The 22,022-nt window shown below is 64.6% G+C and carries 21 protein-coding genes; 8 read left to right on the top strand and 13 right to left on the bottom strand.

Annotation, left to right across the window (positions count from 1 at the left end):
- Positions 1–76 precede the first annotated feature (76 nt).
- The 9 genes from I5M_RS23680 to I5M_RS23640 form a co-directional block, all read right to left on the bottom strand.
- On the bottom strand, positions 77–2,101 hold the full coding sequence (locus I5M_RS23680) for a TonB-dependent receptor domain-containing protein (RefSeq protein WP_022723661.1): 2,025 nt from the start codon (positions 2,099–2,101) through the stop codon (positions 77–79).
- A gap of 292 nt (positions 2,102–2,393) precedes the next feature.
- The gene (locus I5M_RS23675) at positions 2,394–3,467 is read right to left on the bottom strand and encodes a HoxN/HupN/NixA family nickel/cobalt transporter (protein ID WP_022723660.1); all 1,074 of its coding nucleotides are present in this window, start codon (positions 3,465–3,467) and stop codon (positions 2,394–2,396) included.
- Between the two features lie 213 nt (positions 3,468–3,680).
- Positions 3,681–4,514: an N-acyl homoserine lactonase family protein gene (locus tag I5M_RS23670; protein WP_022723659.1), complete on the bottom strand. Its 834-nt coding sequence runs from the start codon at positions 4,512–4,514 to the stop codon at positions 3,681–3,683.
- Between the two features lie 103 nt (positions 4,515–4,617).
- Positions 4,618–4,989 carry a carboxymuconolactone decarboxylase family protein gene (locus I5M_RS23665; protein ID WP_031337404.1) on the bottom strand — a complete coding sequence of 124 codons (372 nt, stop codon included), beginning with the start codon at positions 4,987–4,989 and terminating at the stop codon, positions 4,618–4,620.
- 82 nt (positions 4,990–5,071) lie between these two features.
- Entirely contained in the window at positions 5,072–5,794 is a 723-nt protein-coding gene (locus tag I5M_RS23660) for an ABC transporter ATP-binding protein (RefSeq protein WP_022723657.1), read from the bottom strand.
- A complete protein-coding gene (locus tag I5M_RS23655) occupies positions 5,791–6,516 on the bottom strand; it encodes an ABC transporter ATP-binding protein (protein ID WP_040771873.1) in 726 nt (241 codons plus the stop codon). The genes I5M_RS23660 and I5M_RS23655 overlap by 4 nt, the downstream gene beginning before the upstream one ends.
- Positions 6,513–7,487, bottom strand: a complete 975-nt coding sequence (locus I5M_RS23650) for a branched-chain amino acid ABC transporter permease (protein ID WP_040771872.1) — start codon at positions 7,485–7,487, stop codon at positions 6,513–6,515. Before I5M_RS23650 ends, I5M_RS23655 begins: the two co-directional genes overlap by 4 nt.
- The gene (locus I5M_RS23645; RefSeq protein WP_022723656.1) at positions 7,484–8,344 is read right to left on the bottom strand and encodes a branched-chain amino acid ABC transporter permease; all 861 of its coding nucleotides are present in this window, start codon (positions 8,342–8,344) and stop codon (positions 7,484–7,486) included. The genes I5M_RS23650 and I5M_RS23645 overlap by 4 nt, the downstream gene beginning before the upstream one ends.
- A gap of 12 nt (positions 8,345–8,356) precedes the next feature.
- Complete coding sequence (locus tag I5M_RS23640) at positions 8,357–9,577, bottom strand: ABC transporter substrate-binding protein (RefSeq protein WP_022723655.1); 1,221 nt, start codon at positions 9,575–9,577, stop codon at positions 8,357–8,359.
- A 115-nt stretch (positions 9,578–9,692) separates the two neighbouring features.
- Between I5M_RS23640 and I5M_RS23635 the strand changes: the two genes are divergently transcribed.
- From I5M_RS23635 to I5M_RS23625, 3 genes are all read left to right on the top strand, one after another.
- Positions 9,693–10,376 (top strand): GntR family transcriptional regulator, encoded by a 684-nt coding sequence (locus I5M_RS23635; RefSeq protein ID WP_022723654.1) that lies wholly within the window; start codon positions 9,693–9,695, stop codon positions 10,374–10,376.
- A 128-nt stretch (positions 10,377–10,504) separates the two neighbouring features.
- Positions 10,505–11,323 carry an NAD(P)-dependent oxidoreductase gene (locus tag I5M_RS23630; RefSeq protein ID WP_244432086.1) on the top strand — a complete coding sequence of 273 codons (819 nt, stop codon included), beginning with the start codon at positions 10,505–10,507 and terminating at the stop codon, positions 11,321–11,323.
- Between the two features lie 13 nt (positions 11,324–11,336).
- Positions 11,337–12,554 carry an alpha/beta fold hydrolase gene (locus I5M_RS23625; protein WP_022723652.1) on the top strand — a complete coding sequence of 406 codons (1,218 nt, stop codon included), beginning with the start codon at positions 11,337–11,339 and terminating at the stop codon, positions 12,552–12,554.
- A gap of 19 nt (positions 12,555–12,573) precedes the next feature.
- Here I5M_RS23625 and I5M_RS32915 read toward each other — a convergent pair whose 3' ends face one another.
- From I5M_RS32915 to I5M_RS23605, 4 genes are all read right to left on the bottom strand, one after another.
- Positions 12,574–12,729 carry a hypothetical protein gene (locus I5M_RS32915; protein WP_022723651.1) on the bottom strand — a complete coding sequence of 52 codons (156 nt, stop codon included), beginning with the start codon at positions 12,727–12,729 and terminating at the stop codon, positions 12,574–12,576.
- The gene (locus tag I5M_RS23615; RefSeq protein ID WP_022723650.1) at positions 12,726–12,971 is read right to left on the bottom strand and encodes a hypothetical protein; all 246 of its coding nucleotides are present in this window, start codon (positions 12,969–12,971) and stop codon (positions 12,726–12,728) included. Before I5M_RS23615 ends, I5M_RS32915 begins: the two co-directional genes overlap by 4 nt.
- Before the next feature lie 11 nt (positions 12,972–12,982).
- Positions 12,983–13,159, bottom strand: a complete 177-nt coding sequence (locus tag I5M_RS32910; protein ID WP_159104032.1) for a hypothetical protein — start codon at positions 13,157–13,159, stop codon at positions 12,983–12,985.
- 181 nt (positions 13,160–13,340) lie between these two features.
- Positions 13,341–13,868 (bottom strand): helix-turn-helix domain-containing protein, encoded by a 528-nt coding sequence (locus I5M_RS23605; protein ID WP_244432085.1) that lies wholly within the window; start codon positions 13,866–13,868, stop codon positions 13,341–13,343.
- A gap of 335 nt (positions 13,869–14,203) precedes the next feature.
- Here I5M_RS23605 and I5M_RS23600 point away from each other — a divergent pair, with 335 nt between their 5' ends.
- The 5 genes from I5M_RS23600 to I5M_RS23575 all read left to right on the top strand — a co-directional run.
- Positions 14,204–14,836, top strand: a complete 633-nt coding sequence (locus I5M_RS23600) for a response regulator transcription factor (RefSeq protein WP_022723647.1) — start codon at positions 14,204–14,206, stop codon at positions 14,834–14,836.
- Between the two features lie 90 nt (positions 14,837–14,926).
- Complete coding sequence (locus I5M_RS23595; protein WP_031337398.1) at positions 14,927–15,313, top strand: response regulator transcription factor; 387 nt, start codon at positions 14,927–14,929, stop codon at positions 15,311–15,313.
- Between the two features lie 34 nt (positions 15,314–15,347).
- Complete coding sequence (locus tag I5M_RS23590; protein WP_022723645.1) at positions 15,348–20,444, top strand: ATP-binding sensor histidine kinase; 5,097 nt, start codon at positions 15,348–15,350, stop codon at positions 20,442–20,444.
- A 164-nt stretch (positions 20,445–20,608) separates the two neighbouring features.
- A complete protein-coding gene (locus tag I5M_RS23585; RefSeq protein ID WP_022723644.1) occupies positions 20,609–21,310 on the top strand; it encodes an alpha/beta fold hydrolase in 702 nt (233 codons plus the stop codon).
- Between the two features lie 189 nt (positions 21,311–21,499).
- Positions 21,500–22,022 (top strand): alpha/beta fold hydrolase (locus I5M_RS23575; protein ID WP_031337396.1); only part of this gene is annotated, 523 nt, incomplete at its 3' end.

Genomic DNA, 22,022 nt, shown 5'->3' with positions numbered 1-22,022 from the left:
CTGCAGATGCAGTCTCTCCATGTTACGGGTCGCCGTCCAGATCAAGCCTGGAGCTGCGGAGCGAGCGTGCCAGAGGCTAAAACGCCCCGGCCAGCGTGAGACGGAACACCAGCGGCTCCATCGGGTGCAGGACGTAGTCCATCACACCGTTCTGGCAGACCGCCGCCGGAGCAACGCCGCCGTTGCAGAGATTGAACAGCGTGTCGGTCTTGAGCAGCGAGCCGTAGGCATAGGTGATCTGGTTGGCGCGCGTGTTGAAGAGATTGAGCACGTCGAGTTGGATGCGCCAGCCGTTATCGGCGCGATAACCGACGCGGCCGTTGAAGACGCTGGTGGCCGACGAGCGGAACGCGTTGTCTTCGGTCAGCGGACTCGCTGCCAGATAGCGCCAGCGCACCGAGCCGAACCAACCGGTCTTCTCACCGAGCGTGATGCCGGCAGAGGCGACCATCGGTGCAGCGTTCGGAATGTAGTCGCCCGGCGCATTGCCGATTTGCGCCTGCGGATAACCGGCGAGCGAGGCATAGACGGCCGCCTGCCCGGTGTCGAAGCCGCGGAAGCGCGCATGCGTCATGGCGAGATCGGCATCGATGTCGATCCACGACCGCGGCCGATAGTGATTTGTCCACTCGAAGCCGTAGCGCTGGCTGGCGCGGGTCGGCTCGGTATCACCGGCATCGCCCGAGAACAGGATTTCGGAATCCTGGTCGAGCACGAAGACGCTCAACGACGAGTCGAGACCCGAGATCACCCGCGTCCTGACGCCGACCTCGGCGCCGCGCGTGCGCACCAGCAATGGCGACGGCGACAGCCGGTTCGTCGGGTCGCTGGGATCTTCGACCGTCGTTGCCCCGCGCGCATCGTTGGAATGCATACCGTAGCCGGCGCCGACGAAGAACTCGGTCTTGTTGAACGGACCCAGCACCATCCTGAATTTTGGGCTGCCGAGCGACGCGTCGACACGCCCCGAATTAGCGGCGTTGTAGAGCGAATCCACGTTGGCGGCGTAGTAATCGCCGCGCCAGCCGATCGTCGTCCGCAGCCAGTCGGTCCACCGCAGGGTGTTCTCCGCGAACACGCCGACACTGCCCTCGCCGACTTTGTCGCTGCGAACGTTGGACAGGAAATTGCGCTGAAACGTGTTGGTGAGCGCGAGGTCGATGGCGTCGTAGCGCGACTGCAGGCCGAAGGTAGTCTGCATCGGCAGACCGGCAAACGAGCCGTTCAGCGTGCGCGAGATGTTGGCGCCCGCCATCAGGCGGTTGTCGTGCTGATGAAATTGATCGCCAAGGATGGGATCGCTGAGGTAGTAGGTGAAATTATTGAAGAGGTCGAGTTCGCTCTTCACCACATAGGCGTTGGCTTTCCAGGAGCCGAGATCGTCGCTCTGCGCGACGCGACCCGATAGCGCAAACCGGTTGGTGTTGCCGCCGTCAGTCGGATCTTCCGAGCCGTAGCGATTGAGAAAACCACTGGTCAGCGCGCGCTGCGGCACCTGGTCGGTCGAATTCCATTTGTTCGAATACGCCATGGCAGTGGCGGTCACGCCGTCTGTCGCGGTGCCCTGGCTGTATCGCAGGAGGCCGTTGAGCTTGCGCATGTCATCGGGGTTGTCCCACGGCCCGTTGTAGCTGCCGAGTTCGCCGGCAAACAGCAGCGAGCCATCACCGACCTTCGCGGAGTCCATGCCCAGCAGGCGGCGATAGCCGAAGCTGCCGATCGTCACCTGCGCCAGACCTTTTGGGGTGCTGTCGATCAGGCCGATATGGACGCTGCCGACGGAGGCAAAATCACCCTCTTCGGCGAAATACGGTCCCTTGCGTACGTCGATGCCGCCGATCGTCTCCGGGATCAGCCAGTTCAGGTCGGCATAGCCCTGACCATGCGCGTGGGTGCGCATGTTGACCGGGACGCCGTCGACCGTGATGGCGAGGTCGGTGCCGTGATCGAGATTGTAGCCGCGCAGGAAGTACTGATTGGCTTTGCCCTCGCCCGAATGCTGCGTGACGATCAGTCCCGGCACCGCTTCGAGCGCTTCGCCAGGCCGTGTGAACGGACGCGCGTTGATCGCGTCGCCGGAGATTGTGAGTTCGCTCGCCATGCTGGGCGAACTCTTGGGACCGGAAGCGACGCCAGACGTCGAAACTTGAGCAGACTGATCGGCAACAGTTTGACTCGCCGTTGGGCTTGGAGCCCGGCGCGCGATCGCACGCGGTGCTGACGTGCGCACCAGCGGCTGCGGCTTCTTGCGGTGATGCGGGGCCTCACCACCCGTGACCTGAATCGGCGGAAGCTGCCGGGCGGGGGTGTCGTCCTGCGCGAAGGCACCGCTGTCACTGACGACCAACATGGTGGCCGCAAGGATTGTCAGCAGGCGGCGAGGACGCTCCGGCTCAAGCTGCCTCGGTCGCATCGGCGCAGTCCAAAGCATCGGAGACGACACGGCGGCGGCCGTTCACGGCTATGCGGCGATACAACAGGATCGAAACCAGCCAGGCCATCGCGAACATCGCCACCACGACGAAGCCGACATTGGCGAGCGACTCGTTGAGCCCATCCACCAGGGCCCACGCGCCGCCGGAAAGACCGAGGCGATCGGCGATCAGGCCGAGCGCCTCGATGCCACCGATCAGCAGCGCCACAGCGACCGACGCGCCGGTGATCGCCAGATTGTATTTGAGCTTGCGCAGCGGATCGACGAACGCCCAGCGATAGGCGCCGGCCATCATGGCCGAGTCCGCGGTGTCGACCAGCGCCATGCCGGCCGCGAACAGCGCCGGGAACACCATCACATGAGCGATCGAGACGTTGCGCGCCGCTTCGGTGGCGGAGATGCTGAGCAGTCCGATCTCGGTTGCGGTGTCGAAGCCGAGCCCGAACAGGAAGCCGAGCGGATACATATGCCAGGGCTTCGTCACCAGACGAAACATAGGGCCGAGGAAACGCGCGAGGACGCCGCGATTGCCGCTCTGCGGGTCGACGGCGACGAACGCGCTCGGTCTGCGCGCCGCCCGGTACGTCCGCCACAGACCGACGAAGATCACCAGATTGATGGCGGCGATCAGCAGCAGAAACAGCGCCGAGACCGAAGTGCCGATCGCACCGCCGACGTCCTTGAGGAAGCTGTCGCCACCGAGGCCGACGACGCCAAACGCGAGCAGCACGGTGGCGAGCACCACGATGGTGGAATGACCGAGCGCGAACCATAGACCTATCGAGGCCGGCGCATCGCCGGTCTGCATCGACTTGCGGACGACGTTATCGATAGCGGCAATGTGGTCGGCATCGACCGCGTGGCGCAGGCCGAACACCCATGCCAGCAGCGCGGTCGCCATCAAGGCCGGCTGACCGCCAAACATCGCAAAAGCCCAGCCCCACGCGGCGATGTTGACGGCGACGAGGCCGCCCAACAGCCAAGCGGGCCCGACGAATTCACGTCGAGACGCTCTCCAGGAAAGATCCGCCATGGACACCACCAGCGCTCCCTCAGTATGATCTTTTTAGACTAAGATCATACGCAGAGCAACATTCGGGCCAGATATTCCCCAAGCTCCCAGCGCCCGCGCAATCCACATCCAAGCCGATGGAGCGAGAGCGAAATTGGGCTTTGCCGCGCGGGCGAACCGATCAGCTTCTAGGCGTCAAGCTGCAAACCAACTAACCAACAGCGCAAACTTTGCTCAGACCAGTTCGGCAAGCGAGCGCTGTGGCGGCTCGTGCAGCATGAAGGCGTCGACCTGTCCGGGGACGGGCGGATAGAGCGCGGTCACCAATGGATCGTGCCCCGGGATCACTCTGTCGATCCCACCGGCCAGCCGCTTCAGTTCAGCCCAGCCTTCGCACATGTCGCCGATGTTGCTGACGATCGGGAAGGGATTCTGCTTGAGGATGTTGTCGTAGAAATGCGCCGCATCCGATGCCAGCACCACGGGGCCGCGCGCCGTCTCGACACGCACCACTTGCAGACCGTTGGAATGGCCGCCGATCAGATGCAGGCTGATGCCGGGGGCGAGATCATCGTCGCCGTCGTGGAAGACCACGCGTCCGCCATAGACGTGCCGCACCAGCGCTGTGACGTCGGTGACCGAAAACGGATGGCGCAACGCATGGTGGCACATGCAGCGCCCGGTCGCGTAGGAGACCTCGCGATCCTGGACGTGAAAACGCGCGTTCGGGAAGCTGTCGAGATTGCCGGCGTGGTCGTAGTGCAGATGGGTGACGACGACGTCTTCGATGGTGAGCGGATCGATGCCGAACCGACGCAGCGCCTCGACCGGATGGATCGTCAGCGCGCGACTGCGCTCCTGCGCGGCGATTTCGCCGAAGCCGGTGTCAACCAGGATGGTCCGCCCCTGCCCGCGGATCACCCAGACGAAATAATCCAGATCGCTGGCCTGTTCGTGCGGATCGGGAAACATGAAATTCTGGAAGATCGCGCGATTACGCATCGTGGCGTAACGCAGCGCGAAGATCTCGTATTGCGGCGCGACTGTTTCGCTCAGGCGGTCGATCATAAGATTCTCCTTCCCGAACATCGCGCATTCGCCGCAACTTCACCAGTACCTCGGCGGTCAGCGACCGCCGAGAATGTCCCGCTGTCGAAGCGCAAGCGCGCTCTTACTCCACCTTGCCCATTTCCTTGAGGACTTCGTTGGCGGCCTTGAAGGCGTCGAGGCCGGCCGGGATGCCGCAATAAACCGTGGCGTGCAGCAGCACTTCCTTGATCTCCTCGACCGTGACGCCGTTGGTGATCGCGCCGCGGGTGTGCAGCTTGATCTCCGGGGCGCGGTTGAGCGCGGTGAGCATCGCCAGGTTCAGCATGCTGCGGGTCTTGCGATCGAGGCCCGGACGATTCCAGGCGTAGCCCCAGCACCATTCGGTGGTGATGTGCTGAAACGCCATCATGAAGTCGTTCGTCGACTTCAGCGACTTGTCGACATACTCCGCGCCGAGAACTTCGCGGCGGGCCGAGAGGCCGATGTCGAACATGCCGCCGAGGGTGATCTTCTGGTCATAGCTCACGGGTAGGGTCCTTTCGTTTCAATCGGTGCGATTCGAGAGATTGATGCGATCATATGCCGAGATAAGCGGCGCGCACGGCGGGATTCTGGCTGAGCTCGGCAGACGAGCCTTGCAGCGTGATGCGGCCCGTCTCCAGCACATAGCCGCGCGTCGCCACGTCGAGCGCCAGACCGACATTCTGTTCCACCAGCAGGATCGACGTGCCGCCGCTGTGAATCTTGACGAAGGCGTCATGCATCTCCTCGACCACTTTCGGCGCAAGGCCGTGGCTCGGCTCGTCGAGCAGCAGAAGCTTGGGATTGAGCATCAGCGCGCGCCCGACCGCGACCATCTGCTGCTCGCCGCCCGACAGCGTGCCGGCAAGCTGACTGCGCCGCTCGCGCAGCCGCGGAAACAACTCGAAGATACGCTGCATCCGCTCCGGCAGATCGCTGGCGCTACGCGCCGTGAAGGCGCCGAGCATCAGATTGTCCTCGACACTCATGTCGGGAAAGACGTGGCGACCTTCCGGGACGTGGGCGATGCCGAGCGCCGGCACTTCGTGCGAAGCGCGCGTGGATAGATCGGCCCCGGCGAAGCGCAGCGTGCCCGACGCGCGCGGCACCAGGCGCGAGATCGCGCGCAGGATCGTGCTCTTGCCGGCGGTGTTGGCGCCGATGATGCAGACGAACTCGCCATCGCGAATTTCAAGATCGATGCCATGCAAGACATCGACCTCGCCATAGCCGGCGCGAAGCCCTTTGATCTCGAGTAGCAGCGCGGCGGCGTTCATCTGTGCGCCTCCGCCGAGCGCCCAAGATAGGCCTCGATCACCACCGGATCGTTGGCGACCTGCTGAGCGGTGCCGTCGGCCAGCAGTTTGCCGAAGTTCAGCACCAGGATGCGATCGCAAATCGTCATGATGGCGCGCATGTGATGCTCGACCACCAGCAGCGTCAGGCCGTCGTCGCGCAGCGAGCGGATCAGGTCCATGATCTCCTGCATCTCGACCGGATTGAGCGCCGCCATCACCTCGTCGAGCAGCAGCACCTTCGGGCCGGTGCACAGCGCCCGCGCCAGTTCGACGCGTGCCCGCTCGGGAAACGACAGATCGCCGGCCAGCTTGTGCGCGACGGATCGCAACCCGACGCGCTCGAGGCAGATCAGCGCCTGCTCGCGCGCGGTGGTGACGTCGTGGCGCAGGAGCCCTGCCGTGAGCACGTTGTCCAACACCGAACTCTCGGCAAACAGCGCGACGTTCTGGAACGTCTTGGTCATGCCGAGCGCCGCAACCTTGTGCGGCTTCATGCCGACGATGCTGCTGTCGCTGAGCTTGATCGTCCCGCTGTCGGGGCGGATCAACCCGACCAGCGTGCTGAAGAACGTCGTCTTGCCGGCACCGTTGGGGCCGATCAGGCCGACGATCTGGCCTTGCGGCACTGCGAACGTCACGTCCGACAACGCCTGCAGACCGCCGAACCGCTTGGACAGGCCACGCACATCCAGGATCGTCATCGGCGCGCCTCCCCGCGGGCGAAGCGGGCGCGCAGCGAATCCCACAGCGTGATGAAGCCGCGCGGCCGCCACAGGATCACCGCGATCAGGATCGCGCCGAAGATCAGTTGCGACAGGCCGGCGGCACCGGCAGAGAACAGGTCGTTCATCAGTTCCTCGACCGGAATGATGAACAGCGCGCCGAGGATCGGACCCGCGGCAGTGCCGACACCGCCGAGGATGGCGATCAGTGCCACGCGAATCGAGATCGCCGCTGCGCTGAACACCGTGTCGGGATCGAAGAACACCGCGACCTGCGCATAGAGCGTGCCGAGCATCGCCATCAGTGCGCCGGAGATCACCGCGGTCTGCAGCTTCACCTTGGTGGTGTCGATGCCGATTACTTCGGCGGCGGCCTGGTTCTCGCGGATCGCCCGCAGCCGATAGCCCATCGCGCCGCGGCGGATGAATTCGAAGATCGCCGTGACGATGATCAGCGCCGCCAGCGCGATGTAAGCATGCGGCAACAGCTGCTTGAACGAGTATGCGGCAAAGCTCGGCGGGGTGAACGGCACCGACAGGCCACCCGGGCCGCCGGTCAGCGGCGTCCAGACATTGGCGATCACCCGCATGACTTCGCCGAACGCGAGCGTCGCCAGCGCGAAGTAATGGCCCTGCAGCCGCAGCGTCGGGATCGCAATCACCAGCGCCGCGAGACCGCCGAGCGCGCCGGCCGCGAACATGCCGAGCCACGGGCTGATGCCGAATTTCAGCAGCAGGATGGTCGACGTATAGGCGCCGATGCCGAAGAACGCGGCGTGGCCGAGCGAGGTCTGATTGGCGAGGCCGCCGATCAGATTCCACGCCTGCGCCATCGCGGCGAACAGCAGCGTGAAGGTCAGCACGCGAATCCAATAGCCGGTCGGGTTGAGCAGCAGCGGCACCACGGCCGCGACCGCGATCACCGCGGCGAGGGCAAACCACTTCTTCATCGCCGCGCTCCGACCAGGCCTTGCGGGCGCACGGCCAGCACCAGAATGAAGACGATGAACAGCACCAGGTTCTGCAGCTGGATCGGAAACACCAGTGATGACAGCGCCTGAATGACGCCGACAGCGAGCCCACCGACCACCGCGCCGGCGACGCTGCCGAGGCCGCCGAGCACGACCACCGTGAACATCAGCACCACGAACTGCCCGCCGACACCGGGAAACACCGCCACATAAGGCAGAATGACCGCGCCGCCGAAGGCGGTGAGTCCGACGCCGAGCGCGAACGCCATCTTGTACATCAGCGCGGTGTCGATCCCCATCAGCTGCGCCGCCATCGGGTTCTGCGCTGTGGCGCGCATCGCCCGGCCGAACCAGCTCGTGCGCATGAACCACCACAGCGCCACGCCGCAAGCCAGCGACATCGCGAAGGCGATCAGATAGGGCACGCTGACGAACAGCGCGCCGAGCGACAGCGACATGGTCTGATAGCTCGTCACCACCGAGCGGAACTGGGAGCCGAAGGTCAGCAGCGCGCCGTTCTCCAGCACGATCAGCAGCCCGACCGTGAGGAAGATCTGCGCCACCGACGGCGCCTTCAGCACTCGCGAGATCAACTGCCCCTGCACCACCCAGCCGATGGCGAACGCCACTGCAAAGGACAGCGGCGCCGCTAGAACCGGATCGAGCCCGAGATAGGCCCAGGCGAACCACGACACGAACATGCCGATCATCAGGAATTCCGCCTGCGCGAAATTCACGATGCCCATCACGCCGTAGACGAGGGTCAGTCCGATCGAGATCACGGCGTAGACGCCGCCGACCAGAAGGCCGTCGATGATGGCTTGAATGAAAGACACGTCAGGCTTCGCTCAGGTCTTCCACTCGGCGGTACCCTTGGCGACGTCCTTGGGCCAGACCGTCACCAGCTCCTTGTTGCGCCACTGCACCATCACCGGCACAGACAGCACGTTGAGGCCGGTGGCGTCGAACTGCACGGCGCCGCCGGTCATCGCCTTGGTCCAGCCGCCGGTGAACTTGGCGCCGCGCAGCGCGGCGGCAACGTCCTCGGCCTTGGCCGACTTGGCCTTCTCGATCGCCTGCACCAGCACGTCGAGCGCCACCGCGTGCTCGAGCGCTTCGTGCACCATGAAGTAACCGAAACGCTTGCGGAAGCGCTCTGTCAGATCCGGCGCCAGATCGTAGTTCGCCGGTGCGATCGAGAGCACGCCTTCGGCGAATTCGCCGAGACCCTTCTCGAAATCCGGAATGACGTAGCCGGCGGCGCCGCCGATCGCCGGCATGGTGATGCGCTGCTGGCGCATGGTGCGGATGATCAGCAGGCTGTCGTTGAGGTAGGACACCGGGAACACCGCTTGGGCGCCCGAGGCGCGCAGCTTGTTGATCAGCGGCGTCGTGTCGGTGATGCCGAGCGGATAGGCATCGTCCATCGCGATTTCGACGTTCGCCGCCTTGGCAGCCGCACGCAGGCCGTTGGCCTGCGCAGTGCCGTAGGCCGTGTCCTCGTACATGATGGCGATCTTGTCGATCTTGGCGCCGGCCGCCTGCGCGATCGCCAGCGTGTAGTCGAGCTGCGCCTTGCCGAGCACCGACGCCTTGGCGACGACCTGGAAGATGTTCTTGAAGCCGCGCCCGGTGATCTGATCGGCGAACGACATCGTCAGCAGCGGAATGTCGCGGCGCTCGGTCACTTCCGAGATCGCGATGGTCAGCGACGACGCGAATGCGCCGAGGATACCGGTGACTTCGTTCTGCGAGATCAGCCGCTGCGCGACCGTGCCGGCCGTGGTCGGCGTCGACGTCGAGTCGGCAACGATCAAATTGATCTTGGCGCCGCCCAGCGCCTTGACGCCACCGGCCGCGTTGATCTCGTCGGCAACCAGTTCGATGCCGTTGCGAGAGTTGATGCCGAACTGCGCGTTGGCGCCCGACAGCGGCATGATGACGCCGATGTTGACCGGCTTTGCATCGGCATGCGCGGCCGAGCCGATCATCGGCGCGGCGAGCAGCGACGCCGAACCAGCGAGCAACGAACGACGGCTGAGGCCCGCGCGGGGCGACATCTTCGACATGGCAACTTCCTCCCGGTGACCGTCAGGTCTGTTTTGATTGGCGGCGAACTCGCCACAAATCCCATCGTCCGTCAAGCTGCTTGACAGATTGTCAGACAATCGGTCAGTTTGCCGCATGCCCAAGACTGACTCGGACCTCAACGTCTCGCGTGAAGCCACCAGCCTGCGCCTGCTGGTGGAGAACCGCCTGCGCTCTGCGATCGGCAGCGGCGTTTTCAAGCCCGGACAGCGTCTGATCGAGCGCGAGCTGTGCGAGCAGACCGGCGTCGGCCGGACCTCGATCCGCGAAGCGCTGAGGCAGCTCGAAGCCGAAGGTCTCGTCACCACGATCCCGCACCGCGGCCCGATCGTCAGCACCATCACGGCCGACGAAGCTGCGCAGCTCTACGATCTGCGTGCGCTGCTCGAAGGCTTTGCCGGCCGCGAATGCGCGCGGCGCCGCGATCCGGTGATCATCGAGCGGCTGCGCACGCAGCACGAACGTATGAGCGCCGTTGCCGGCAACGAAGATCGCAGCGACCTCTTGGCTGCCAAGACCGAGTTCTACGCCGCCCTACTGGAAGGCTGCGGCAACGTGTTCGTCGAGCGCTTCCTCAAGATGCTGCTGAACCGCGTCACGGTGCTGCGCATGACGTCGATGACGCAGCCCAACCGCATTGGACGCAGTCTGCACGAGATCGGCACCATCCTGACCGCGATCGAAAACGGCGACCAAGATGGCGCCGAACAGGCCTGCGTGCAGCACATCAACAACGCCGCCGCTATCGCGCTCGAAGCGCTACGCCGCGGCGAGACCTGAGCGGACTCACGTCCGCCCCACGACAACCAACAAAACAATATCGAGAGGAACGCCCGTGTCGCAGTCAGCCGCCATTCACTCCGCCCGCACGCATTGCCGTGATCGGCCTCGGCAATATGGGACGCCCGATGTCAGCCTGCCTGGCGCGCGCTGGCTATCACGTCGTCGGCTTCGATATCTCGTCCGAAGCCCGCTCCAGCTACGCCGCAACCGGCGGCATTGCGGCGTCGACCGCCGCCGATGCGGTCGCCGGCGCGGCTGCCGTCATCACGTTGCTGGGCGACGGCAAGATCGTGCGCAGCGCGATCGAGGGCGTCAAAGCTCATCTCGCGCCCGGAACCGTGGTGATCGACATGAGTTCGTCGGCGCCGATCGGTACGCGGGCGCTTGGCGAAGAGCTGATCGCCGCCGGCTTCGGCTTCATCGACGCGCCGGTGTCGGGCGGCGTCAAGCGCGCCATCGATGGCACGCTGGCCATCATGGCGGGCGGCGACAACGGCACGATCGACCGCGCCGAGCCGGTGCTGAAAGCGATGGGCAAGTCGATCTTCCGCACCGGCCCGCTCGGCTCCGGCCACGCCGCCAAGGCGCTCAACAACTACGTCTCCGCCGCGGGCCTCGCCGCAGCGGTGGAAGCGCTGGCGATCGGCGGCCGCTTCGGCATCGAGCCCGGCGTTCTGGTCGACGTGCTCAACGCCTCGACGGGCCGCAACAACTCGACCGAGAACAAACTCAAGCAATTCGTCATTCCGGAGAACTACGTCTCGGGCTTCTCGCTCGGCCTGATGACCAAGGACATCCGCACCGCCGACGAACTCGCGCACGAGATCGGCGTCAACGCACCGCTCGCCGACCAGGTGACGGCGCTGTGGAGCGCCGCCGCGCAGGAGCTCGGGGCGGCTGCGGACCACGTCGAGATCGGCCGCTATCTCACGGCCAAGCGCTAAGCAGGCTGGAACGATGGCGCTGGTCGATCAGCTCCGCGAACGGCTGACGCAAGCGGTGGCCGCGCCGGAAGTGTACTCGCTGGCGCGGGGGCTCGATTGCACGGTCGCATTCAGCGTCGCCGAGCAAGACGTCACCATTGTCTGCTCGACCGAGGGTCCGCAGGTCGTCGCCACTCAGCTAGTAGCCGACATCTCTCTATCTGCTCCGGAGAGCGCATGGCATGGGGTGCTGGCGCCCTGCCCCAAGCCGACCTACCACTCGTTCTCGTCGATCCAGCTGCGCAATCCGAACTTTATCGTCACCGGTGACGCGCTGGTGATTGCGCAGGCACGGGCGTTTCTCGAGGCGGTGTTCGCGCATCTGAACACGGCTGCGCCGGCGCGTAGCGAGCCCGATCTGACGCGGCTCAGCGGCAACTATCACCGTGTAAAGAGCGCCGGCGGCGAGGTTTGCAACATCTATGCAGAAGCCGCCGGCCAAGGCGCGCCGGTGCTGTGTTTGCACACGGCCGGCGCCGATACGCGGCAGTTTCACGGCGTGATGTGCGACGCGGAGCTCGGCCGCGACTGGCGGCTGATCGGCTTCGACATGCCGTTCCACGGCCGCTCGCTGCCACCGCTCGGCTGGGACGGCGGCGCCTACCGGCTCGATCAGGCGACGTATCTTGATTGGTGCGGCAGCTTCATCGCGCAGAGCATCGGCGAACCCGTGGTGGTGATCGGTTGTTCGATGGGCGCCGGCATCGCGCTGGCGCTCGCCGCTGAACGGCCGGACTTGGTGAAGGCCGTCGTAGCACTCGAAGCGCCGCTGCGGCCGCGTGGCCGGCGCAATTCGTATCTCACTCACGCCAAGGTCAACGGCGGCTGGCATTCCGCCGCCTATGTACGCGGACTGATGAGCCCCTCCAGCCCGCCGGAAGATCGTCGCCGCGCCGCCTGGATCTACTCGCAAGGCGCGCCGGGCATCTACGACGGCGACCTCTCGTTCTACTCCGACGAGTTCGACGGCGAGCCGATCGCCAAGCGCATCGACGGCAGCCGCATCCCCGTGCACCTGATGATGGGACACTACGATTTTTCCGCCACGGTCGCCGATGCTTACGCGCTCGCAGGCTGGATCGATGGCGCAACGGTGACGGAGATGCCTGAACTCGGGCACTTCCCAATGACCGAAAATCCGCCGAGGCTGTTGGACTATCTGCGGCCGATCCTTGCAAAGCTGCGGCCGTAGCTCCTGCGCGCACGGCCTCTCAGACTCCAAGCATGTTCACCCTCCAATCGAAGAACCCGTTCGATCGATCCGGATGAATGGCTTTGTGCGGAGCTAACAGCGGCTTGGTGCCGGCATGATCGGCGGTGCCTTCGAAGATTACTTCGATGCGGCGGATACCGACGATCGAGGTCACGACCCGACGTCGAGCAACTGGCTTTCCAGCACGATGCCTTGTTCGATATGCAGATCGAGAAACGCCGCGATGTCGCTACGTTTGGCTTCTGAGAGTCGAGCAGAATCGCCGCCGATGCGTTTGATGGCATCGCCCAGCTTCTCACCGCCGGGCCCGGTCAGTGTCAGTATCTTGTCGTCGAGCGCCCCGACCGCGGCACGGCTGCCGACGCACGACAGGCCGTACTCACTCGGCTCCTCCACGAGAAAGTCGATCAGTTCGAGCGAATGGTCGAGAACGATGCCGGCATCGTCGAGTGCGCGGACGATCTCGAGGCCGTCACCGGCGGGCGAAACTTGCCGTGCTCCGTGTAGTCGGTGGCGCCGCTCGCCTCAACCTCGGCTGTGAAGGCGCGCACCATCTCGTCATTCTCATTATGAATGCCGGACATCAGCCCGCGGCGACCGACGGCGTAAAACGCTTCCCGCGTCACCGTTCGTCAGGCGCTGATCCAGCTTCCGCCGCCTCATCATCACCGATCTCCGAAGATCGATCAGGCGACGAAATCGGCCTTTGCCGAAGCTCTCGAGACTTGTCCGACAGCGTCGACCCGAAGCAGCCTTTGCTCGAGTTCAAGAATTGATGCTCCGGCTCGACGAAACCTGTTCTCGATGACGTTGAAGCTCGCTGTCGCGGCGCTGCCGGCGCCAGGCGTTCGGAGGCATGCCGGTGAAGCGCCGGAATATCCGCGAGAGATGCGCTTGATCGCTTAGCCCGCACGCCAGCGCGATTTCCGACAGCGGCAGATCAGTGCCCTGCATCAGCGACTTGGCACGCGCAACACGGCGCTGGAGCACAAAATTGCGCGGCGCAACCCCGACGCTGCTGCGGAACGCCCGGGCGAAATGGCTTGCGCTGAGATCGACGAGCTGGGCCAGATCCGTGATCCGCAAGCTGCGATCGATGTTGTGGTCGATATGGCCCACGACCCGGTTCAACTGCCAGCGCGCCAGGCCCTGGCCGCTCGGCTTTTTCGGGGGCGCCTCGTCGAGCAGTTCGTGCCGCGCCTGAACGTCGCGCAGCAGTGCCGCGGCGCGCTCGATGCAGGAGCGCGCTTCGACAGGATCGCGTTGCACCATCTCCGCCGCCTTCTGCAGCATCTCCGCCAGATGCGCGAACGCCCGCGCCGTGCTCGGCCGGTCCCCGCTGCTGGTGAGGCGATGCATCAACCCGAAACTCCTCATCCGGGACGGCGCGCAAGCGCGGTCCCCTGCCATTGCAGGACAGAAGACAACGGCCGGCCGTCATCGGATAGTCGGACCATCGTGCCGTCACGGCCTGCAATGGTTTTGCCGATAACAAACCAAGGTATGCGGCCAGCGCCGCGAGCCCGCGGCTGATCTGGCTTTGCGGGCGCTAGTGCGGTGGCGATTGGCATCCGCCAGGAGCTGGAATAAGGTGCAACAATGACGTCGCGTTCGTCTTCGAACCCAGCATGACCGCAGCATCCAGCCCCCTGATCGTCGTCGTCGATGACGACGCCGGCATCAGAGACGCACTGGCCAGCCTGTTCAAATCCATTGGCAACCGCGTGGTCTCGTTCGAGTCGGCGCAGCATCTGCTCGCGGCGGGCGTTCCCGACGACGCCAACTGCATGATCCTCGACGTCCGACTGCCCGGTACCAGCGGCCTCGACCTGCAGACCACGCTGAACCGCCTCGAGATCCGGATTCCGGTGATATTCATGACCGGCTATGGCGACGTGCCAATGACCGTGCGCGGCATGAAGGCCGGCGCCGTCGATTTCCTCAGCAAGCCGTTTCGCGATCAGGAGATGCTCGACGCGGTATCAGCCGCCGTGGCGCTGGACCGGCGGCGGCGGGACAGCGATGGCCGCCGCGATGACGTTCTGAAGCGCTACGCGGCGCTGACGCCGCGCGAGAAGCAGGTGTTCGACATGGTGTCCGCCGGCTCGCTGAACAAGAACGTCGCCGCCGATCTCGGCCTGAGCGAAATCACGGTCAAGATTCATCGCGGCCGGGTGATGAAGAAGATGGGCGCCCGTTCATTCGCCGATTTGGTGCGGATGGCCGAGGTGATCGCTCCGCATTCGCGCGAGGCGACGTAAACCATCGTATGACTTATAAGGGGCTCGCGCCTGCCGCACACTTCGCCGACGGCGTCGGATCGTGCTGCATCACTCTTGGAGATGGCCGAAATGACCATCGGCAAGACCATAGTGGTGATCGACGACGACGACAGCGTTCGGATCGCCATCGAGGGACTCGTTCGCTCGCTCGGCTACGCGGCTTGTGGCTTCGCGTCTGCGCACCAGTTCCTGCAATCGGAAGTGTGCTCTTCGACGGCGTGCCTGATCACAGACATCCAGATGGCCGGATTGAGCGGCCTCGATCTGCAGGCACGGCTGGTCGCCGAGGAACGCGCGCCGCCGGTGATTTTCATCACGGCCTTCCCCGACGCGCGACACCAAGCGCGGGCCCGCGCGCTGGGTGCGCTCGGCTTCCTCGAAAAACCATTCGAGGCGCAAACGTTGGTGCGCTGTATCCGGCAAGCTCTGGGCGAGCCAACCAACGGCTCGGACTGATGCACCGATCTCTCACCAGTTGCGGAGCAATGACGTGAGGACAATCACCGCTCCGCTGGACTTCGTGAGGCGCAGCGGCGATTTCACCGTCTACCGGGCGCGGTCCACCGATGCGGCACCCCGCTCCCTTCTGCTGGTGACCGATTGCGCCGATCTCGGCGCGCTGCAGCGCCTGCAACAGGAGTTCGCACTCACCCGCGATCTCGATCCGAATCTGGTGGTCCGTCCGCACGAGATCGTGTCGGCGCAGGGCCGAACAGCGCTGCTGGTCGACGACCGCGACGCGCGGCCTCTGGCCGAGCTTTTGATGCAGCCGCTGAACGTGAAGCGGCTGCTCCAGCGCGCCATCGGCCTTGCCCGGGCGCTCGGCCACATTCACGAGCGGGGTCTCGTCCATCGCAATTTACGGCCGGAAACGATCTGGATCGACGACGCCGATCGAGTCTGGCTGACCGGGCTCGGCGGAGCACTGCGTGCGGAGCGGGAGCGACAGGAATTCAGCAGCCAAGGGGCGCTGACCGACGGCCCTATCTACATGTCGCCGGAGCAGACCGGCCGTATCAACCGTTCGGTCGACAGCCGTAGCGACCTCTATGTGTTCGGCATTATCTTATATCAAATGCTGTCCTCCGGCAGCCTGCCCTTCCACGCGGCGAACCCCAATCAGTGGATCCACCACCACATCGCCCGCCGGCCCAATCCGTTGCCGTCAGCCGGGCCGGCCACCGCCGCGATCGAGCGGCTGGTATTCAGGCTGTTGGAGAAATCCGCTGATGATCGTTATCAAACTGCCGCCGGCGTCGAGCGCGATCTACTGACCTGCCTGGCGGCATGGGACGCCTGTGGTGACACCACGCAAGTGCGGCTGACGACGCATGATGCGACCGGCATGGTCCGCATGCCGCAGAAGCTGTACGGCCGCGAGACCGAGATCAATGCCCTCCTGGCGGCGTATCACCGTGTCGCCTCGACCGGCGCGACCGAATGGGTGCTGATTTCAGGCTATTCCGGAGCCGGCAAATCATCGGCCGTCAACGAATTACGCAAAAGCCTCGCACCCAGCAATGGCTGGTTCATCTCCGGCAAGTTCGATCAGTACAAGCGCGACATTCCTTTCTCCACGCTGGCAGAAGCGTTGTGTTCGCTGGTTCGTCAGATCCTGGGCCAAAGCGCCGAAGCCCTGGCACACTGGCGAAAGAAACTTCAGGCAGCCGTCGGCGAGCATGGCGAACTGATGGTCAATCTGGTGCCGGATCTGGCGCTGGTGATCGGCCCGCAGCCTCCGCTGAAAACGCTACCGGCGCAGGAAGGCCGCAGTCGGTTCCAAGCCGTACTCGGCCGGTTCATCGCGGCGATCGCCGGGCCCGACCATCCGCTCGTGCTGTTTCTCGACGATCTGCAATGGCTCGATCAGGCCACGGCGGAGTTTCTGGTGCGATTGGCCGGTGATATCGACACCAGCTATTTGCTGGTCGTCGGCGCCTATCGAGAGAACGAGGTCGATGCCGCGCACCTGCTCAGTGGGACGCTCGCGAGCGTCCGACAGACCGCGTCGCATATCGAGGAGCTTCGGCTGACGCCACTCGGGCAGGCCCATCTTCGAGCCATGGTCGCCGACGTGCTCCGCAGCGACGACGATGCGGTGGCACCGCTCGCGGCGCTGCTCCATCGCAAGACCGGCGGCAACCCGTTTTTCGCCATCCAGTTTTTCTCGTCCCTCCTCCACGAACAGCTCGTCCATTTCGACGCGGCGCAACAAGCGTGGCGCTGGAACATCGACCTGATCGATGCGAAGGGCTTCACCGACAACGTGCTCGATCTGATGAGCCGAAAACTCGAGCGACTACAGCCCCGCTCACAGAGCATTCTGCAGCTCTTTTCATGTCTCGGCATGACGGCGGACGCCGGGCTGCTCGGCCGGCTGTGCGATCTGACGACGGACGAAATACACGACGGGCTGCAGGATCTGGTGGCGAGCGAACTCGTCCGCAGAACAGACGACGACTATCGCTTCGTTCACGACCGCGTCCGCGAGGCTGCGCATCGATTGATCGAGCCGGCCCGGCTTCCGGCGATGCACCTTGCCATCGCGCGCCACCTCGCCACCAGCATTCCGACCTCGCCCGACGCTTTGTTCAGGATCGTCAACCACTACAATCTCGGCGCGGCGGCGATCGCCTCCGACTGCGAGCGCTTTGCCGCCGCCAGCCTCAATTGCGAGGCCGGCAACGCGGCCATGAAGGCCGTCGCCTACAATTCAGCATTGACCTATCTCACCACGTCCCTCTCGCTGCTCGGTGAGGACCGTTGGCGACACCAGCCTGGTCTCGCCTTCGGCGTCGAATATCGACTGGCAGAATGCGAATTTCTCACCGGCGCGACGACGGAAGCCGAAGCGCGCCTGCAGGCGCTCGTGCAACGGGCACCTGACGCTCACGCGCGATCGTTCGTCGTCGCGCTGCAGGTCACGCTCTACACCGCCAATGACCGCAGCGACCGCGCCATCGAAACCTGCCTGGCGTATCTGCGAGATTTCGGCGTGGCATGGTCTCAACATCCCGATCGGCAAGAGGCCGAAGCCGAGTACCAGCTGCTCGTGCAGCGCCTTGCCGGCCGTCCCATCGAATCTCTCATCGACCTGCCGACGATCACCGATCAATCGCGCGCCGCGCCGCTGGCGGTGATGAGCGCGGCGCTCGCGCCGGCGTTCTTCACCGACCTCAACCTTGTCTGCCTGCTGCTGTGCCGGATGGCGAATATCAGCGTCGAGAACGGCAATTGCGACGCCTCGGCTCTGGCCTATGCGTATCTCGGGATGGTGGTCGGCCCGTGTTTCGGCGACTACGATGCAGCCTTCCGCTACGGCGATCTTGGACTTCGGCTGGTCGAGAGCCGGGGCCTCGGTCATTACAAGGCCCGCGTCCACCTCACCTACGGCGCCCACGTGCTGCCGTGGGCCCGGCCGCTGCACGAGGCACAACCCTATCTGCGCCGCTCCTTCGATGAATCCATCGAGACCGGCGACCTCACCTATGCGGGCTTCTCGTCGTGCACGCTGATCACCAATCGATTGTCGGCAGGCGACCCCCTGGACGAAATCGAAATCGAGGCGTCCGCCAGATTGGCGCTGATGCAGCGTGCCAAGTTCGGCCTGATCGTCCACATCATCACAACGCAGCTCCAATATCTCCGCTCGTTGCGCGGTGATACGGTCGCGCTCGGATCGCTGAACGGTCCCGGCTTCGACGAGACCGAATTTCATCAGATGCTCGCGGCTAATTCCAGCCTCGACATCGCTGCCTGCTGGTTCTGGATCCGCAAGATGCAGGCCTGCTATTTCGCCTGCGACCACGCCGGCGCTTTCGAGGCGCTGCGCAAGGCCGAACCGCTGCTGTGGACCACCGTGGGCCACCACGAGTATTCGATCTTTCATTTCTATCTCGGCGTCGTCAGCGCCGCGAACGCCGAACTCGACCACCCGCCGGAGCCGCGCGCCGCGCTGGAAGCGAGGCTCGCCACCGCTCATCGCCAATTGTCGGTTTGGGAAGCCCATAATCCCGGCAACTACAAGGGCGCGACGGCGTTGCTCGCCGCCGAGATGGCGCGACTGCAGAATCGCCCTTTCGAAGCCATGCAGCTTTACCAACAGGCTGTCTCCTCGTCGCGCAAAGTTCGCGTTTCGCAGGTCGAAGCGATCGGCCACGAATTGGCGGCGAAGTTCTGCCACGCTCAAGGCTTCGAGACCGCCTTTCAGGCCCATCTGACCAAGGCCCGCGATTGCTACCTGCAATGGGGCGCCACCGCCAAGGTCGAGCAGATCGACCGGCTTTATCCGGATCTTGCAGCGAGTTTTCCGACTGCAGCACAGGTGCCGCTGAGCATCACCGAAAGCCTGGATCTGGCGACCGTCGTCAAGACCTCGGAAGCGGTATCCAACGAACTCGGCGTGCCGCGCCTGATGGAAACCTTGATGACCCTGATGCTGGAGCACGCCGGCGCTCAGCGCGGTCTGCTCATCCTCGCACAGGGGGACGATCTGTCGATCCGTACAGAGGCGCGAACCGGCGGCGACGGCATAAGGGTTTCGCTCCGTGACGACCTGATCTCGGCCACGGAGTTGCCGGTCTCTCTCGTGAACCTCGCGGCCCGGACCGGCGAGGCCATCACGATCGACGACGCGCAAGCCAGCACGTTCAGCGACGATCCCTATATCGTAGCGACTGGAGCACGCTCGTTGCTCTGCCTGCCGTTGATGAAGCGCAACAAGCTGATTGCCGCCATCTATCTGGAGAACCACCTCGCGCCCGGCGTGTTTACGCCCCTGAAGCTGTCGGTGCTGAAGCTGCTGTCGTCGCAGGCGGCGATTTCGCTCAAGAACGCATTCCTGGAAGAGAAGGACGCGCTGCTCGAAGCCCTGCAGCGATCGCAGTCCGAATTGATGCGGGTGTCGCGGCTGACGGCGATCGGCGAACTGGTGATTTCGATCGCGCACGAGATCAATCAGCCGCTGACCGCGATCATCACCAATGCCGACGTCTGCCTGCGCTGGCTCGGCAACGAGCAGCCCTCGATCGCCGAAGCCCAGCAGGCCGCACGGCGAGTCATCGAGAACGGCCGGCGCGCCGCCGATGTGGTGCAGACGATCCGTGGCCTCGCGGTCAAGTCGGCACCTCAGATGTCGCCGGTCGACATCAACGCGGTCATCCGCGAGATCCTCGCCATCCTGCAGAACGAACTGCGTCAGAACAACATCCATCTCGAGACGCGTCTGACGGACGTCGACACCGTGGTGATCGGCAACAGGGTTCAGCTCCAGCAGGTACTGCTCAATCTAACGATGAACGCCATCGAATCGATGGCCGCGATCGAAGGGCGGCGGCACTTGACCGTCGCCAGCAATGTGAGCGGCGACGACAACGTCCTTGTCAGCGTCACGGACAACGGACTCGGCTTCGACGAGGACCGGATCGAAAAATTGTTCGAGGCTCTCGTTACCACCAAGCCGCACGGCATGGGGATGGGCTTGTCGATCAGCAGATCCATCGTCGAGGCCCATGGCGGCCATTTGAGCGCGACATCGCTCAAGCCGCACGGCGCCCGGTTTCAGTTCACACTGCCGCGATCGCTCTGATGATGTGCGCGTCCGCGCACAATCCAAACACGCACATCGTCGCGTACAAGCTCGCAACCCGACGGCGCGATCGTCCAATTCGCCGTGCGAAGTGACAATAGCGGGCCGCGTTTCTGGTCTAGATCGGCGAGGACACAGCTCATGCTCAACGAGGAGTACAACGCATGGCCTCTCCTGCAACGCCGACGGTGGTGCTTGTACACGGCGCCTGGGCCGACGGGTCGAGCTGGCGCCTGGTCATCCCGCTGCTGTTGAAGCAGGGCATTCCGGTCGTCGCCGTGCAGAATCCGACGACGTCACTCGCGGCCGATGTCGACGCAACGAAGACGGTGCTCGACGGCATCGACGGACCGGTGGTTCTGGTCGGGCACAGCTGGGGCGGCGCGGTGATCGCGCAGGCGGGCAACGATCCGAAAGTGAAGGCCTTGGTGTTCGTCGCCGCGCTGCCGCCGAAGGCCGGCGAGTCGGTCGGCGATTTGGTCGGCGCGCACGCCCCGCCGCCCGGCCTCGGCCAGATCATCGACAACGGCAAAGGCCTGCTGAAGCTCAGTGCCGAAGGCTGGATCAAGGATGTCGCGCAGGACATTCCGGAGGACGACGCCCGCGTCCTCGCCGTGCTGCAGCCGCCGCTCCCCACCACCACTTTCGGCGACAAGATCACCGAGGCCGCCTGGGCGACGCGGCCCAACTGGTACATCGTTTCCGCAAAAGATCGCGTCGTCAGCATCGAGCTGCAGCGCGAACTCGCAGTTCGGCTCAAAGCCAAGACGACCGAACTGCAGGCCAGTCATCTGTCGATCCTGTCGCAGCCGCAGGCCGTAGCCGACGTCATACTTGATGCTGTCGCCGCCGTCGCAGCGACCTGACTGGAACCGTCCCTCATGACAGATTCGACAAGCAGCGAAGCGGGACTGGCCTCGGCCGAGGCAGATCGACACACCCTCCGCATTTCGCGCCGAGACGTCGTAGTCGGCGCGGCCAGCGTCGCGCTACTCTCCGGCAGCGCGGCAGCTCAACCGAAACACCCTGTACCGATTTCCAAAGGAGACCAGACGATGAGCAGCGGATACGTCAAGACCAAGGACGGCGTCGAGATTTACTACAAGGATTGGGGTCCAAAGTCGGCGCAGCCGATCGTCTTCCACCACGGCTGGCCGCTGTCCGCCGACGACTGGGACGCGCAGATGCTGTTCTTCCTGGCGAACGGCTACCGCGTCGTCGCTCATGACCGCCGCGGCCATGGCCGCTCGTCGCAGGTGGGCACCGGCCACGACATGGACCACTACGCCGCCGACGCTTCCGCCGTCGCCGAGCATCTCGATCTCAAGAAGGCTGTGCATATCGGCCACTCCACCGGCGGCGGCGAAGTCGCGCGCTACGTCGCCAAGTTCGGCCAGCCGCATGGCCGCGTCGCCAAGGCCGTGCTGGTCAGCGCGGTGCCGCCGTTGATGCTCAAGACTGACAAGAACCCAGGCGGTCTGCCGATCGAGGTGTTCGACGGCTTTCCGCAGGCGCTTGCCGCTAACCGCGCGCAGTTCTTTCTCGATGTCCCCGGCGGTTCGTTCTACGGCTTCCACC

Source organism: Rhodopseudomonas sp. B29, assembly GCF_000333455.1.
Classification (GTDB): Bacteria; Pseudomonadota; Alphaproteobacteria; order Rhizobiales; family Xanthobacteraceae; genus Rhodopseudomonas.
Note: the sequence above shows the minus strand (reverse complement) of the source record. Positions and strands in the feature narration are given on the sequence as shown.